The 15,705-nt window shown below is 59.9% G+C and carries 15 protein-coding genes; 7 read left to right on the forward strand and 8 right to left on the reverse strand.

Annotated elements, in window-relative coordinates; all coding sequences use genetic code 11:
* The first annotated feature begins 70 nt into the window (after positions 1-70).
* Positions 71-505, forward strand: coding sequence for a hypothetical protein (locus AWR36_RS08270; protein WP_067083590.1), 435 nt, complete (start codon positions 71-73; stop codon positions 503-505).
* Between the two features lie 65 nt (positions 506-570).
* On the opposite strand, the gene AWR36_RS08275 is transcribed toward AWR36_RS08270, so the two are convergent.
* A complete protein-coding gene (locus AWR36_RS08275; RefSeq protein ID WP_067083593.1) occupies positions 571-1,854 on the reverse strand; it encodes an NADH:flavin oxidoreductase/NADH oxidase family protein in 1,284 nt (427 codons plus the stop codon).
* Between the two features lie 120 nt (positions 1,855-1,974).
* Between AWR36_RS08275 and AWR36_RS08280 the strand changes: the two genes are divergently transcribed.
* From AWR36_RS08280 to AWR36_RS08295, 4 genes are all read left to right on the forward strand, one after another.
* Positions 1,975-2,406, forward strand: coding sequence for a MerR family transcriptional regulator (locus AWR36_RS08280; RefSeq protein ID WP_067083595.1), 432 nt, complete (start codon positions 1,975-1,977; stop codon positions 2,404-2,406).
* A 94-nt stretch (positions 2,407-2,500) separates the two neighbouring features.
* Positions 2,501-2,959 (forward strand): DUF1810 domain-containing protein, encoded by a 459-nt coding sequence (locus AWR36_RS08285; protein WP_067083598.1) that lies wholly within the window; start codon positions 2,501-2,503, stop codon positions 2,957-2,959.
* A 42-nt stretch (positions 2,960-3,001) separates the two neighbouring features.
* Complete coding sequence (locus tag AWR36_RS08290) at positions 3,002-3,436, forward strand: VOC family protein (protein WP_067083600.1); 435 nt, start codon at positions 3,002-3,004, stop codon at positions 3,434-3,436.
* Between the two features lie 476 nt (positions 3,437-3,912).
* The gene (locus AWR36_RS08295) at positions 3,913-4,710 is read left to right on the forward strand and encodes a LuxR C-terminal-related transcriptional regulator (RefSeq protein WP_067083602.1); all 798 of its coding nucleotides are present in this window, start codon (positions 3,913-3,915) and stop codon (positions 4,708-4,710) included.
* A 276-nt stretch (positions 4,711-4,986) separates the two neighbouring features.
* On the opposite strand, the gene AWR36_RS08300 is transcribed toward AWR36_RS08295, so the two are convergent.
* The 7 genes from AWR36_RS08300 to AWR36_RS08330 all read right to left on the reverse strand — a co-directional run bounded on the left by AWR36_RS08300 (position 4,987) and on the right by AWR36_RS08330 (position 11,546).
* Entirely contained in the window at positions 4,987-5,541 is a 555-nt protein-coding gene (locus tag AWR36_RS08300; protein ID WP_067083605.1) for a DJ-1 family glyoxalase III, read from the reverse strand.
* Between the two features lie 34 nt (positions 5,542-5,575).
* Complete coding sequence (locus AWR36_RS08305; RefSeq protein ID WP_369814733.1) at positions 5,576-6,718, reverse strand: DUF3570 domain-containing protein; 1,143 nt, start codon at positions 6,716-6,718, stop codon at positions 5,576-5,578.
* A gap of 88 nt (positions 6,719-6,806) precedes the next feature.
* The gene (locus tag AWR36_RS08310; protein ID WP_067083607.1) at positions 6,807-7,025 is read right to left on the reverse strand and encodes a DUF4266 domain-containing protein; all 219 of its coding nucleotides are present in this window, start codon (positions 7,023-7,025) and stop codon (positions 6,807-6,809) included.
* A gap of 4 nt (positions 7,026-7,029) precedes the next feature.
* On the reverse strand, positions 7,030-7,506 hold the full coding sequence (locus AWR36_RS08315; RefSeq protein ID WP_067083609.1) for a TlpA family protein disulfide reductase: 477 nt from the start codon (positions 7,504-7,506) through the stop codon (positions 7,030-7,032).
* Positions 7,507-7,524: 18 nt separating this feature from the next.
* Entirely contained in the window at positions 7,525-8,166 is a 642-nt protein-coding gene (locus AWR36_RS08320; RefSeq protein ID WP_067083611.1) for an outer membrane beta-barrel domain-containing protein, read from the reverse strand.
* Positions 8,136-8,870: an SH3 domain-containing protein gene (locus AWR36_RS08325; RefSeq protein ID WP_231745283.1), complete on the reverse strand. Its 735-nt coding sequence runs from the start codon at positions 8,868-8,870 to the stop codon at positions 8,136-8,138. Before AWR36_RS08325 ends, AWR36_RS08320 begins: the two co-directional genes overlap by 31 nt.
* A 54-nt stretch (positions 8,871-8,924) precedes the next feature.
* Positions 8,925-11,546: an HzsA-related protein gene (locus AWR36_RS08330; RefSeq protein WP_067083616.1), complete on the reverse strand. Its 2,622-nt coding sequence runs from the start codon at positions 11,544-11,546 to the stop codon at positions 8,925-8,927.
* 196 nt (positions 11,547-11,742) lie between these two features.
* Between AWR36_RS08330 and AWR36_RS08335 the strand changes: the two genes are divergently transcribed.
* Together AWR36_RS08335 and AWR36_RS08340 are read left to right on the forward strand one after the other, a co-directional pair.
* The gene (locus tag AWR36_RS08335) at positions 11,743-12,969 is read left to right on the forward strand and encodes a DUF1585 domain-containing protein (RefSeq protein WP_067083618.1); all 1,227 of its coding nucleotides are present in this window, start codon (positions 11,743-11,745) and stop codon (positions 12,967-12,969) included.
* Between the two features lie 5 nt (positions 12,970-12,974).
* On the forward strand, positions 12,975-15,632 hold the full coding sequence (locus tag AWR36_RS08340) for a LamG domain-containing protein (RefSeq protein ID WP_082679484.1): 2,658 nt from the start codon (positions 12,975-12,977) through the stop codon (positions 15,630-15,632).
* The last annotated feature ends 73 nt before the right edge of the window (positions 15,633-15,705 follow it).

Consider the following 15,705-nt stretch of genomic DNA (forward strand, 5'->3'; position numbering starts at 1 on the left):
TTAGGCTGACCTGTACTGGCGAAAAGTTCTGCATAACTCATTATCCGTCCAAAGAATAAGGAGCCTCACTATGAAAAAGGCAATCCCGTACCTGGTAACAAGCTTGGTTCTCTCCGCCCCGGCCCTGGCTCAGCAGCCCGAAGCCGCCGGCAAGGAGATGAAGGAAACCAAAGTTCCCGCAGAAGCCAAGGCGCGCGTTGCCGAGCACCGCGAGATGGCAGAAGGTAAGCGCCAATTGGAAGCAGAAAAGCGCGCCAAACAAGCCAAGATTCAGGCGAAGAAGGAAGAGAAGCGCCTGATGGCTGAAGAAAAGGGCCTGGCTGCCGAGGGCAATAGTTCCGAAGCGGAAGAAGCCCGTATGAAAGCCGAGAAGGACAACAAGGGTATGGCAAAGCAGGCTGAGAAAAAGGCCGAACAGGAGCGAAAGGAACTGGGCAAGGGCTCCGAACAGGGTCAGGCAGCCCGGGAAGAGAACAGCAAAAAGTGGTGGCAGTTCTGGAAGTAATTGCCGGACTCACCCACTGATAAAAATAAAGGGCAGCCCGATCTGGGCTGCCCTTTCTCGTTTTGTCACTGTGCCAGCGTTTCAGCTGCGCCAGGCTGCATTGTCGATCCCTGGAAGGGTTCGATATAGAGAGACCGATAACGCTTAACCAGCTTTTTTTGCCTCAACTGACCGAGTATCAGGCTCAGCAGAGGACTCAAGCGGTAAGAGCTTTTACCTGCGCCCCAGCGTTTCAGGTAACGCTTGATAATCGCCATATTTGCCAGGCCCGATAACGTTTTGTCTTTCCATTTCGCGGTGGGGATTTCGGGCCGGAAGTCTGCCCTGTGTTGCCAACGAAGCGGCAAGTCCGGTTGCACTGCCAATGCACTGGCAATTCCCACCAGGTCCACCCCGGCAGCGAGTACTCGCTCCACAGTATCCAGGCCGCGGATGCCACCCGTCGTCATCAGCGGTACTTCACTGACTTTTGTCAGCGCCTGGGCAAATTCAAGGAAGTAGGCCTCCCGCGCGAGTGTGCTGTCATCGGCAGTGCGCCCCTGCATTGCCGGCGCCTCGTAGTTGCCACCGGAGATTTCAATCAGGTCGACGCCTGCCCGGTTCAGCATCGCCACCACGGCCGCGGCATCCTGCTGATCGAATCCGCCGCGCTGGAAGTCGGCCGAATTGAGCTTTACTGCTACAGCAAAGTCCTTGCTGACCTTGGCCCTGATACCCCGCACCACTGCCATCAGCAGGCGTGCCCGATTTTCAAGCGAGCCACCCCATGGATCCTGCCTCTGGTTGACGCGAGGCGAGAGAAACTGGTTGAGCAGGTAGCCGTGAGCGGCATGAATCTGAACACCGTCAAAACCGGCGCGCTCGGCCTGCTGTGCCGTGTTCACAAACCGTTGAATAACATCCAGGATCTCCGCCTCGTCCATGGCTTTGGGCACCGGGAACATCTTTGAATGCTTGCCCAGATTGAGCGCGATAGCGGATGGCGCCAGCGCTTTGCCCCCCATGGCCTTGAACACCTGCCGGCCCGGGTGGCTGATCTGCATCCAGACCCGGGTATTGTTGTGTTTTGCCTCGAGAGCCCAATGATGGAAGGGCGCTAGGTCGGTGTCGTCCTCCAGCGCCACACCACCGGGACCGGTCATCGCCAGCTTATCCACCATCACATTGCCGGTGATAATCAGGCCGACGCCGCCCTCCGCCCACTGGCGATAGAGCCGCAGCATCTCACCCCCCGGGGCCAGGGTTGCTGCGCCCAGATTCTCTTCCATCGCGGCCTTCACCAGACGGTTCTTGAGTTGCTGGCCGTTGGGCAGACGGATTGGCTCGAACGCAGGTTGAGTCGCTGCCATTGGGTTTACCTCCTGGTTAGTGGGGGCCCTAGCAGGGCTTCTCCAGTCGTGGCTGCAAGACTAAACTTAAAGCCAACTTTAAGTTCAAGCCTGTCTCGCTTTTTTACCAGACGGTGTTGCATGACCATAAGAATCGGTGCCGTTGCCTCTGAAACCGGAGTCCCCGCCTCCACCATCCGCTATTACGAGCAGCTCGGCCTGCTGCCGGGCGTGACCCGCACGGCTGGCGGCAGCCGACGCTATTCTGAACAGGCGGTCCTGCGCCTGCAGATGATCCGCGCCCTGCAGGCGCTGGGTTTCTCCCTGGAGCAAATGCAGGTGTTCTTTCAGGACGAGGGCGGCGATCTCGAACACGAGCAGGTATTGACGGCCATAGACGGTCAGCTGGAATCGTTGCATGAACTGATCAAGAGCCTGCAAACCAAGCATCGCGCGCTCAAGGGGATCTGGGCATTACTGGAAAAGACCTGGGAGGCTGGTCGCTGCATGGCGGATGATGAGCTGCAGGCTCTGGTGGGGTCCGTCCTCCCCACCATTCACGACAAGAGCTAAGCGGGGCTACCCCAGGTCCTGAGCTGCGTGCGCTATTTTGAAGCGCAGTGGGAGACAGCACAGGTGACAGAGGCACAAGCAGCCGGAGGTGAGAGTGAACGACGAGCACGACCTGAACCGATTTATCCAGGCACAAGCCGATAGTTACGCACAGGCACTATCTGAACTGAGAGAAGGTCAAAAGCGCAGTCACTGGATGTGGTATATCTTCCCTCAGATTCACGGTCTTGGCCGCAGTGCCACTGCGCGGCACTACGCTATCAAAAGTCGCGGCGAGGCACTCGACTACCTGCAACACGCCATTCTCGGTGCGCGACTGCGGGAGTGTGCTGAAGCCCTGCTCGACTTGGAGGGAAGAACCGCCCATCAGATTCTCGGCAGCCCCGATGACTTAAAGCTCAAGTCATCCATGACTCTCTTTGATGCGGTTGCCGAGGGGGAGCCGGTTTTCTCTCGGGTGCTGGACAAGTACTATGGCGGGGAAAAAGACAGCGCCACGCTGGAGATACTCTCCAGTGATTCCCAGAAACATGGCCAGGCCCAAAAGGGGTAGTCCCCATCGCGCCTTGTCAGCTTGATCTTCCGGAAGCAGACCATGCAACTGACGCCCTTTCACCTCGCGATTCAGGTTCGGGATATCGATGAAGCCCGGGAGTTCTATGGCCACAAGATGGGCCTGCCGGAGGGCCGCAGCGCCGAGCACTGGATCGACTTCAACCTGTTCGGCCATCAGCTGGTTACCCACCTCAACCCCGCGATCGGTTCCCACGGCAAGGTGGCGGCTGTGGCAAACCCGGTGGATGGACACGGTGTCCCCGTGCCGCATTTCGGTGTGGTAATGAACTTTGACGACTGGCAAGTTTTCGCCGAGCGGGCCCGGGGCTTTGTCGAGGAATTCCTGATCGAGCCCTATATCCGCTTCGCTGGCAAACCCGGGGAACAGGGCACCATGTTCTTTCAGGACCCGAGTGGCAACGCACTGGAGTTCAAGGGCTTTCGCGATATACAGGGCGCACTGTTTGCCACCTGAGCTTGGCTGAAACCACCATCACTCCGCCCCGCAAGGAACACTACCAGCTGATCAGCATGACTGCCGCTGGCTGCAATAGGAACCATGCTCGGGACACCCGATAGCGGTCGCCCGGACCCACCCCACACTTCTGCAGGTTCCCACAGCTCTGTCACTAAATCACTTGGCTTTTGGTGCCACTTATATCGAGAGTCAGGCGCGTTGGCGCCAAAAAAAGCTGACTAAGCTGACTTTTGTCCTCTAATGGCAACCCCAGTTGGCCAATACGGGCGTATTTCGACTGGACTTCTCGCTGCGAAATAATCAAAAATATTTGATCTTGTGATGAAGGTCACGGTTTGCTGGTGACTCGTGGCACATTTGACCGCGCCTCTATCTTGGAGGGCGCGATACTGAACAAGCAGGTTTCACTACCGGCCGACTGACCCCGTAACCGGGCAACGACAGCTGCCGACGACAGAAGAATAAGTAACAGCATGAAACCAACAACGCACGCGCTGAAATCCGTCTGGGATGCAGCCAGAGAGCACCTGAGTGCCGAAAGCGCGGATAACGATCTCGTGCAGCTCGATAATCGCCTGGCGTCCGCGTTCTGCTGTGGGCCCAATTATCATTTCGTGCTGGATTTTTCCGGCATGCAGCCAGAGCATGGGACTCCTTCTATTCGGCACGTCAGCCCGTCGATCAAGAGCGTGCTTGGCCTCGATCCTGGGCAAGTGGTATTGCAGGATATTCTCGACCGGATGCACCCGGACGATACCGAATTTGTGGCCCGTGCAGAGCAAGCGGCATTTGATTTTATTTATGGGCGCATAGCGGCGGACAAACGCCCGAAGTACAAGGTTTCCTACTGCTTCCGGTTCAAGACTGCGGAAGGGAACTACCAGCTATTCAACCACCAGGCCATGATTCTCACTACCGATCCGGCCGGACGCCTGGCCCGGTCCCTGTGTATTCAAACCAATATCCAGCACCTGACGGAGCAAAATAATCACTGCATTTCTGTGATCGGCATGTCCGGCGAACCCTCGTACCTCAACCTGGATATCTCTCAAATGAGCGCCCCGACGCCGGTATCCGGGGTGCTGTTTACCGAGCGGGAAATGGAAGTGATTCGCCTGATGTCAAAGGGACTGACCAGCCGGGATATTGCCAAGACGCTGTGCATTGCCGCCAATACCGTCAAGAATCACCGCAAGAATATCCTCAACAAATCGGGATGCAGGAATGCCGGCGAACTGATCACCCGCTGCATCACCGAGGGCATCCTCTAGCAAAGTCACTTGCAGACACGGCGCTGCACTTCGCCTTGCGACGCAATTATTCTTGGCCTGCGGCGACAAATCCCAGCATTTATTCGTGTTGAGGCAGGATTAACCAGAAAAAATAGCCCCAAAGGGCTATTGTACGATGCGCCACATGCCAGACAATAAGTACCGAGCCTCTGAATCCCCGAAACAGTTCTGGAGGCTCAGTGGAACAGGGACGTTCCACTCACTGCGGGCCCCATGCAGGGCAACCCGGGCAGAGCCGGATAGCCTGTCAGGCCATCAGACCGCCATCGGCGCCGCTACTTCATCCCGCTTTTCCGCCCCGAACAGGCATTCCACCAGCTGCAGCGCGAATGCCATCGCCGTTCCCGGCGCCTGGCTGGTTACCAGTTTTCTGTCCACGCACACCGGCGCTTCACTGGCAGCGCGGGCCTGCTGATACAGGTCCGCCAGAAAGTTCTTGTGGCAGGTTGCCTCGTAGTCCGTAATCAGGCCATTGCGGCTGAGCACCACAGCCGGCGCTGCGCAAATGGCACCCACCCAGCGATCGTTTTTCAGTTGTGCCGCCAGTAATTCCAGTAGCGGCGCACAGCCCCCCAGATGCTCGGCTCCCGGCATACCGCCCGGCAGGGCAATCAGGTCCCACTCGGTATCGAGACAATCTCCAATCGCGCAGTCGGCCTTGAGCTGCACATCGCGCGAAGCGCGCACCAGCAGCTCGGGGGCAACCGAGGCCAGGGTCACGTCGGCGCCGGCACGCCGCAACACATCGACAATGGTGACGGTTTCAATTTCCTCGCTGCCATCTGCCACCGGGACCAGAACCCTTGTCATCAGCTGCCTCCTGCAAAATGTTTGATGCTGTCACTTATAGCCAAACAGACCAGAAGAGGCGAATAACATTGGCGCCGAATTGGTAGGCGGGCTCTTCACCCGGCAGGATGTCGCTATTGGGACCGTGCACGGTGACGTCGCGGAAATTGTCGTAGTCGAACAGTATGTGGTCCCAGTACAGATTCACGCTGTTCTTGCGATTCAATAGCGACCAGCGTTCCGGCAGGACATAGGAAACGCCAATACCGAAGGCAATGGTATTGAAGTCACTGAGTTCCTTGTCACGGGCACGGAAATTGGTGGCATCAACGTAGGGGAACAGGTCACTGTAAAAGTCGGCGCCATTCTGCTGATAGAAGCGCAGCTTGCCTTCGAGGATCCACTGGTCCTGTTCTTCCAGCGGGTGGGTATAGCGGAATTCCAGGTTGTCGGATTCGATACCCCAGCTGTCAGCGTAGCGACGATACTCACTTTGCACCGCCGCCCGGTATGGCAGGCGGTACTTGGCACGGATCGCTACGGCATCACTGTTTCTGGTGGTGGGGTAGAGCTCCCGCTGGTAGCTGAAGCCGGTGCCGGAAGAGGGGTCGAGAAAGCGCACGCTGCGATAAGGGTTATTGAGAAAGCCCTCATCCGCCACGGTTTCCACACTCACTTCGGCAATCAGCTTCTGGGTGAGGATCTGGTTCCAGCTCAGGGTATAGCGACGATGCTGCGCCTCGGCAGCGAAGTTGTCGTCACCGTTGCGGTAGACATCATCGCTGCCATAACTGATCTGCAAACCAAGGGTACTCAGGTCACCAAAAAATGTCTGGCTCACACCAAACGCCATGGTTTCGGCCTGGTAGTCGTTTTCGGAGCTATTGGTGTAACCAACGCTGAGGGTGGTTTTTTCCACCAGGTAATCGGCACCCACCGAGTACTCGTCCCGCTGCTCCGAATAGGGGCTGGCAGTGGCCTCCACGTCGATGGAGGCTCCGGAAATCATATCCACGTAATAGTTGGCGGAGACCGAAACCGACTCACTGACGTTTTTGCGCACCAGGAAAGATGGACCATCGATGGTCACACCGCCGCCACTGTAGGAGTGGTACATGGAATCGGCGCGCTCTTCCGGTAGCACCGCGGCAGTCGCTGCCGCAGGTGCCAGCAGCAGGGCGACAAATACCGGGGCCAGGCGACAATGCAGCGCTCTTGAAGTGCGAGAGAAGTACGAGCTCCACCGGCGTCCGGTAAGGGGAGCGCGGTAGCCGCGAAGCGATTTTTCAGTTGCAGCCACAGCCACCTCCCGTGCCCCCTTCGGCACCTCGCGCCGCCTCACGCGCCTCATACACGTGATTCATATAACCCGCCGCTACCGGATCCCGCTCGAAGCCCATGATCGGGTCAGCCAGATACTGGCGCTCGTAGGGCTGCACCCAGGGGTTGATGCTGCAACCAGTGCTGAGCAGCGCGAGCAACAGGAGACATGTAGCGCGGATCATGGCCTTACTCCCGGATCAGTTCTTTGATGATCTTCTTGTAGGCAGCCTCATCCCCGTCGCGATAGCCGCGGTGGATGTGGCGTACATTGCCGTCCCGATCGATAAATACGGAACTGGGCATGGCGTCCACCCCGTAAAGCTTGCTCACGTCGCTCTTGCTGTCGAACAGGATCGGGAAGTCGACTGGGATGCGCCGCAGCATTTCTTCGGCATCCGCTCGCTCGGCATCGACGTTGACACCCCAGACCTGGAAACCCGCCGCCTCGTAGCGATCGTGCAGGGCATCCAGCAAGGGCATTTCCTTGCGGCAGGGGCCGCACCAGGAAGCCCAGAAGTTCAGCATGATCACATCGCCGCGCTGTTCAGCCAGGCGCAGGTTGTCGCCCTGATGGGAGGCCAGGGTGAAATCCGGGGACGGCTCTGCGGCACTGGCATGGGCGGCAACCGCAGCCAGCAGTAGGGTGGCGATAAAACGCAACATGTTCTTTTTCCTCACCGATCAAAAATAAACAGAGAGCCCAACCTGGGCAGAGAGATTGTGTGTGGTCTGCAGCTCACCAAACAGTTCGTGTTCGAACACGTGATCGCGCACGTCAAGGCGCAGAGAAAGCCAGTCTGCAGGCAATATGCGGGCACCGACACCAAAGTTGTAAGTGAAGTGATCCTCGTCGGCAAAGCTGCTGTTGCCAACACCACCAATCAGGTAGAGATTGCTGTTCAGTGCCCAGCGGTCGAACAGGAAGTACTCCCCCGGGAACAGGTTCCAGGCCAGTGACAAATTATAAAATTGCATCTCGCGCTGCTCGTCGGTGAGCAGTGGTGCGGAGCCACTCAGGCGCTCGAAGCTGGATTCACCCAGCTCCGTCTGCCCGTAGCCGACCTCCATAAACAGGTCTTCATTGATGTGGTAGGCCAGGGCACCGCCGTAGACGGGGTTGGAACCAAAGTCCTCCACATTCATCACCCCGCCGAAGGTCGAGAGCTCAAAGTCCTCGGTATCGATATCCGCCTCGCGGATTTCCCGGCGCTCCAGGTCCGGAGACACCAGCCCGCCAAGCGGATCATCTTCCTGCGCGTTGACCGGTGCAGCCAGCAGTACTGCCAGTGCGGCTACATAAATACATCGAAGCCCAGTTTCCACTCGATAATCTCCTGATTGTTTTCCCGCGAGGTGAGCAGGTAGTGATTGGCCACCTCGGCCCGCAGGGCAAAGCGCCGTGCAATAAAAGTCTTGAGACCGAAGCCGGTCAGCATGGCCGTGTCCTGACGATCTTCCGTGGCCACGATGGTGGCATTGGGCGAGGTGATGTTGATCCCCGTACCCAGCATGAAGTAAGGCGACACCCGCCAGCGGGGGAAAGGTTGATGCAGCACAGCTACCTGGTAGGTCTGGCTGTCGGAAAACTGCCCCACCGCCTGGGTCGCACGCAGCTCACCGGAGAGGTTGGCAGTGAAGCGGTACCCCAGGTTCACCCCCATGGAATCGGCACCGGCGAAGTCGCCATAGGTGAAACCCAGCTGCAGGGTCTGGCTGCGGTGATCGCGGAAATCCACCCGATCGATGCGCAGCGGCTCCCCCTCCGGGCTGAAAATGTCCGCCAGGTCCGCCACCCGAACCCAGCCGGTATGGCCGCGGCGGGTAGTGACTTTTACCCAGTCGGTGCGCTGCTTCAGGAGCCAGACAATTTCCCCGCGCTCCAGCGCATGAAAGATCGGGTAGCCGCGGCCCGGGCCGGTGTAGACATTCACATAGGGGGCATCCACAGATACCGGCTCGGCATCCTCGGGCACATGCTGCGGAAATTGCACCCCGGCGCTGGCCACTGAGCCAAACAGTGTGGTCAAACTGAGAAGCAACATGCCAGAAAGGAGACGGCGCGGACTACTTGATCGCATGACTCAGTTCACCGGTGCCGCAAAGGGGTCGTTGTAATACTGGGCACCGATATCGATCCACTCCGCGATCAGTCGCAGCTCTGCCGGATCCAGGTAGCCTTCGTGCGCACCGCCTGTGGCGAAAGGCACAAACAAGCGGCTGCTGCTGGAAAAATTCCCCACCAGCCGGTCGATCTCTACCACAACCATGACGGGGATCGGATCCCCGTTCGCGTCCAGGATCAGGTTGCCGTCAGCGTCGGTTTCGAAAACCAGGTTGCCGTCGTCGTCCCTTTCCTGCACCAGCACTTCCTGGAGTGCCCCGTCCACCAGTTCCTGGGTCGGGTTGTCGAAAACTAGCTCGACATAAGAGGTCAGCCAGTCGGCGTTGGTCGGTGACGGGGTTGCCGACAGATCCAGCTGGGCCGCCGGAACACGTGGCATACCGTTGGCATCGCGGTTGGAGTGACACTGTGTACAGGTGCGGTCCTCCAGCACGGTACCAGCGGCATCGGTCACCTCCCGCACCTTTTCCCACAATGGCTGGATATGGCTCGGGTAGTGAATCACGCTGCGGCAAGTCGGACCCCAGTTATCGAGACAGGTAATCGAAACCGGCTGCGGTGTTTCCAGGTCGGCGTAGGCGACCAGGGTTGCCGGATCCTTGGCGCGCACGGCGGCATCGGTCCAGAGGTCGGCATAGGCAATATCCCGCTCAGGCGTCGCCTCTCCGGCGATGCGCGCCAGCACCTGGGCCATGGTCTCCCCCATATCCGCCACCAGCGCCGGCTCGGTATTCGGGAAAGGCGCGCCGGAAGTGGGGGCGCCGCTCCAGGCGGGCTCGGGTGCCTTGTCCGGGCGACCGTGGGGCACTTCACTGTCCGGGGTATGGCAGCCCTGGCACTTGCGCACTTCACCGGCCCGCAATTGCATCCAGCTGCGGTGCCGGCTGACCAGTTGCCGACCATCCGCATCGACGACCGAAAAAGCCAGCGGAATATCAGCGGGCACTTTTACCCGTACGGAGCCGTCCGGCTGAATCGGCGTGTAGCCCAGTATCTCGCGCATACCATTGGCGCGGTTGCGACCAAAGGCGGAGCGATCAAAGTCGAGCACGTCGTCATCGGGAATACCCGCCGCTTTGATGACACGCAGGAAACGGGCCGGACGTTCCGCAGCCGTGGTCTGCGCGGGATCGGCCAGCGCGGCGATATCCACCACGGCTTCCCCGTCAAAGTCGTACACGCTGCGGATATCGAGGATGGCCTGCCCATCGCGCACCAGATCGCTATCCACGTCCACACCGGGGACCGGCGGTGGCAGGTAAGTGGGCTCCGTGCGCGGCTCCAATGTCACCCCTTCGGAAACCATTTCCCCCTCTTCCACGACGACAATGGGCAGCTGGGTGCCGGCCTCGTAGTCATAGATCCACAGGCCGTACAGGGGGTCGGCGGGGAGAATATCCGGGATGGCCAGCCATTCGTCGGTACAGGGCTGGGGCAATTCCGTTTCCGGGTCCAGCACCCGGCACTCACTCCAGGCCACCAGCAGTCGGCTGGTGCCATCGTAGAACGGCCAGGCGGCGGCGAAGAGTCCGTGGGGTGACAGGGTACCGTCGGTAATGACTTCCTGAACGGAAATCGAGGCCTGCCCGACCAGCTCGCCTTCGCCCTCCGGCAGGCTGTAGGCCTCGGTGTAGTTGACGCTGTCGATGGCCACCAGGTCGCCGCCGTAGCTGAGCCCCTCAGGCGCGCGCAGGGTCACCAGCAGGCGACCGTCCGGCAATTCTCGCGGCCTGGAGAATGCGGCATCGGTGCCGCCGGTGCCGGTCTGCTGGCTGTGGTAACCATAGTGGAAGGCGAGGTCGGTGCCGTCTGGCTCGATGGTATACAGGCTGAGGTTGTCCACCCCGCCCATATTGTCCCAGCGATTGAACAGGATACGGCCGTCGTTCAGTACCGTGGGGTTCAGGTCGTGGCTCTGGTTATAGGAAATCTGCTCGATGTTGCTGCCGTCCGCGTCCATCACGTGCAGCACGAATGCCTCGTTGCGGAGCTCTTCGGTGAGGGAGGAAAACTGCGGCTTGTTGTCGTCCAGTAAAAGCGCGCGGCTGCGGCGCTGGCGGGTGGAGGAAAAGACAATGCGTCCGTCCGGCAGGAAAGCGGGAGCAATATCGTCACCGGCCTCGGCAATCAGGTCCGACTCAATCACCCGGCGCAGACTGTTGTTTTCGCGGTCATAGAGCCAGATATTCCAGTTGGGCTGCTCGTCTTCATCCGCACCCTCGATCTCCGGCGCACGCAACGCGAACAGCAACTGCTGGCCATCCGGGGACACATTCAGGTCCTTGACGTCATAGCCGCCGTCAAACAGCTCACCGGTCAATACCTGTTCCGGCGCGCTGGGCGTGGCCCTGTCTTTCAGGATGAGTTCGGCCCCGGGATTGAAAGCGGCGGGATCGTAGATATCGTCGGCAACCAGGGTGCCGTCATCTTCGAAATTGAGGGAGCGGCGCACGAATGCCACCGGGTAATCGATAACGACCGGGTCCTCGGCCTGTTCACCACCGCCATCGCCACCGTTACCCCCGCCGCCACTGCAGGCGCCGAGGAGAATGAGCGCCGGCAGTCCCCAAAAATATTTCATTATTGTTGCCACTGTATTGCCGGCCCTGGAAACCTCTCTTGATTCCGGACAAATTCTCTCCAGTGCCGTTCCGACACTCAAGGAATACTCACGCGTTTTGCCAACTGGCACTCACTTCTTTTGTCACCCTCTGGCAAAAGCCGGGTGAGCACTTACCATCACCCCCACTCCAGATAAACAGCTGACGACTGACTCGATGGAAAAGCAACCGCTCAGAGGGCGCAGGTTCTGCCGCGCCGCGGTCGCTCTGTGGGGTGCGGGCCTTTGGTCTGCCCTCGCCGGTGCGGCACCACAGGACCAGGCCCTGCAGATGCACAGCCGGCTTACCGGCATATCGCCATCCGAGGCAGTGCTACAGCAGATGGCCCAGGACATCGCCAACGGCAATCCCCACGATGCCGCCTACCGGGCGATGGAAAACGATGCCTTCTATAACGTGACCCTGAAAAATATCGCCACGCCGTGGACCAACCGGGACCGGGATGTCTTTGCGCCCCTCAACGACTACACTGCGACCGTCATCGGCGCCGTACGGGATGACCTGGACTTCCGTGAGATTCTTTACGGCAACCTGCTTTATACCGGGGACAGCGGCCTGGGGCTGCCCGGCTACAACAACAGCAACAACGATCACTACGAGGCACTGGAAGCAGCCGGCTTTTCCCTGAAGGACAGCCTGGTCAGACAGAGCCAGTCGGCGGTGACCGGCCTGCCGGCCGAAGCCACTGCCGGAGTGATGACCACCCGCGCCGGGGCGAAGGCGTTTTTTATCGCCGGTACCAACCGGGCCATGTTCCGCTTCACCATGCTCAATCACCTGTGCCGCGACATGGAGCAAGTACAGGACAGCACCCGCCCGCCGGATCGCATTCGCCAGGATGTGAGCCGCAGCCCCGGCGGTGACAGCCGCGTATTCCAGAACAACTGTGTGGGCTGCCACAGCGGCATGGACCCCATGGCCCAGGCCTTTGCCTACTATGACTTTGTCTACGACGCCGACAACGACCCTGAGGGCCGGAACGGCCGCCTGGATTACAACAACGTCGGTGAGACCGACCCGACCACCGGCACGCGGGTGAAAGCCAAGAACCATATCAACAGCGCCAACTTCCCCTACGGCTACATCGTGCCGGACGACCGCTGGGACAATTACTGGCGTGAGGGACCGAACCAGCACCTGGGCTGGAGCAGCAGCCTGCCGGGGGGCGGCAACGGCGCCAAGTCACTGGGTGAGGAGCTGGCCAACAGTCACGCCTTTGCCCAGTGCCAGGTCAAAAAGGTATTCCGCCAGGTGTGCCTGCGCGCCCCGGAAGATGCCAGCGACCGCGCCCGTATTGATGCCATTACCGATGACTTCAGCAACAGCGGCTACAACCTAAAGCAGGTTTATGCCGATGCTGCGGTTTACTGTGCGGGGGAGTAGAAAAGATGATCAGTGCACAACCCGCAAGTCTCTCTTCCGAATCAGTGGCGGCTCCGCTACGGGCAGAGCCGTCCGGGACACGCCGTGAATCCATCCCTGGAGGCTTGTCTGCGAGGTCCCTCTCGCAGACAGTCCCGTACGGCTCTGCCCGTAACGGCACCTTCCCCTCCCTCACACGGCTTCGCTCCGGGCTGACTGCTTCCGGGCTCTTCTTTGCCGCTCTGGTTCTATCCGCCTGTTCCGGCGGCAGCGGCCAGGACACCGAACAGCAGCCCAACCTGAACCCGGAAACCGACGACACCAGCTATTCCGGGCCGGCACCGGCGACGGAAGAGGTGCAGCAATACAAACGCTTTATCTGGGACAACCTGGCGGCGGAAAATCGCTGTGGCAGCTGCCATATCGAGGATGGCCAGAGCCCGCAATTCGTGCGCGGTGACGATATTAATCTCGCCTTCGATGAGGGGCGTAGCCTGGTCAACCTCACCCAACCGGCGGAATCGCGCCTGGTGACCAAGGTGGGCGGCGGCCACAACTGCTGGCTGGCCAGTGCCAGTGCCTGTGCAGAGATCATCACCAATTACATTCAGGAGTGGGCCCAGGAGAGCGGCAGCCTGGTCAACAGCATCAGCCTTACCGCGCCGGTGGAACGCGAGGTGGGCGCCAGCAAGAGCTTCCCCGCTTCCGGCGGCAACTTCTCCAGCACCGTCTACCCGCTGCTGCGCACCTATTGCGCAGGTTGTCACAGCGAGGATGCCGGTACTGCGCAACAACCCTATTTTGCCAGCGCCGATGTGAATGCCGCCTATGAGGCAGCTCGCAGCAAGATCAACCTGGAAAACCCGGCCGATTCACGCTTTTCCGTGCGCCTGGGCAAGGAGTTCCATAACTGCTGGAGCGATTGTGCATCCGACGAGGCAGAAATGACTGCGGCGATTCAGGCCTTTGCCGATGCCATCCCCCTCACCGAGGTGGACAGCAGCTGGGTGATCAGCAAGGCGTTGCTGTTGACCGATGGCATCGTTGCCAGCAGCGGTGGCCGGATCGAGAACAATGCCGTCGCCCTGTACGAGTTCAAGACCGGCACCGGTACCACCGCCTTCGATACTTCCGGCGTGAATCCGGCCGCCGACCTGACCCTTTCCGGTGACGTGGAGTGGCTGGGTTCCTGGGGGATCCAGCTCAAGGGCGGCAAGGCACAGGCAGCCACGGCCAGCAGCAGCAAGCTGTTCGATAGGCTGACCGCCAGCGGCGAGTACAGCATCGAGACCTGGGTGGCACCGGCCAATGTTTCCCAGGAGGGACCCGCGCGCATCGTCACCTACTCCGGTGGCAACGATATCCGCAATTTCACTCTCGGCCAGGCCATGTACAACTACGTGTTCCAGAATCGCAGTGACAGCACCGATGCCAACGGCATGCCGGCACTGATCACCGCGGATATGGATGAGCGGGTGCAGGCGACCCTGCAGCATGTGGTGGCCACGTATGATCCCATCGAGGGCCGCAAGCTCTACGTCAACGGCGAGTTCACCGGCGACATGGATCCTGCGGAGGTGGATGGTCTGAATACCTGGGATGATACCTTTGCGCTGGCGCTCGGCAGCGAGGTATCCAATGACAATGCCTGGGAGGGCTCGATCCGCCTGCTGGCGATTCATTCCCGCGCGCTCTCGGCAGAAGACATCGCCAACAATTTCGATGCCGGTGTGGGTGAGAAATACCTGTTGCTGTTCAAGGTGGACGAGCACACCGGTGTGCAAGACAGCTACATCATGTTCACCACGCAGCTGTTCGACAATTACGGCTACCTGTTCAGCGAGCCCAAATTCATCAGCCTGGACGAGAACGCCTCTATTTCCAGTATTCCCATCGAGGGTATGCGCATCGGCATCAACGGTCGCGAGGCCGAAGTGGGTCAGGCCTGGGCCGAGCTGTCCGCTACGGTGGATACTGCCAATTATGTGCCCGGTGAGGGCCAGCTGCTGTCGAGGCTCGGCACCATCATCACCCTGGACAAGGGGCCGGAGTTCGACGAGTTCTTCCTGACGTTTGAACGCATCGGCAACAGCTCGTTTGCGCGTGTCGAGCCCACCCCCGCACCGCCGGCAACCCCGGCTGACCTGATACCCCAGCCCCGTATCGGTCTGCGCCGGTTCGAGCAGATCCACGCGGCACTTTCCCGTGCCACCGGTATTGCCCAGAGCCACCCCGACGTGGCTGAAACCTGGGAAAAGGTGAAACGCCAGTTGCCGGTGGAGAGCGATATCCAGGGCTTCCTCGCCGCACAACAGATGGGCATTACCCAACTGGCCGTGAAGTACTGCAGCACCCTGGTGGATTCCGCGGCGCGGGACAGTTACTTCCCCGGCTTCGACTTCTCTGCCCCGGCGGACACCGCCTTCGATTCGGCAGCGGAAAAGGCACAGATCATCGATCCGCTGGTGAAGAACCTGCTGGCCCACGAGATGACCTGGCAGCACGACGGTGTCACCTCACAGCTGTCCACCGCGCCGGATCTGACCTCGATTGAAGGCGAGCTGTCGTCCCTGATCGATCGCATGACCGCCTGTGGCGGCAGCTGCGCCGCAGACCGGACACCCACAACGGTGAAAGCGGCCTGTGCGGCGGCGATGGGCAGCGCCATGATCCTGATTCACTGACCGCTGTCACTATGACCGGACGCGAAAGGTCAGCGGCTGTCGTCCTCCTGGCAAAAAACCTGATCGGTAAATA

The organism is Microbulbifer flavimaris, from assembly GCF_001641755.2.
Classification (GTDB): Bacteria; Pseudomonadota; Gammaproteobacteria; order Pseudomonadales; family Cellvibrionaceae; genus Microbulbifer; species Microbulbifer flavimaris.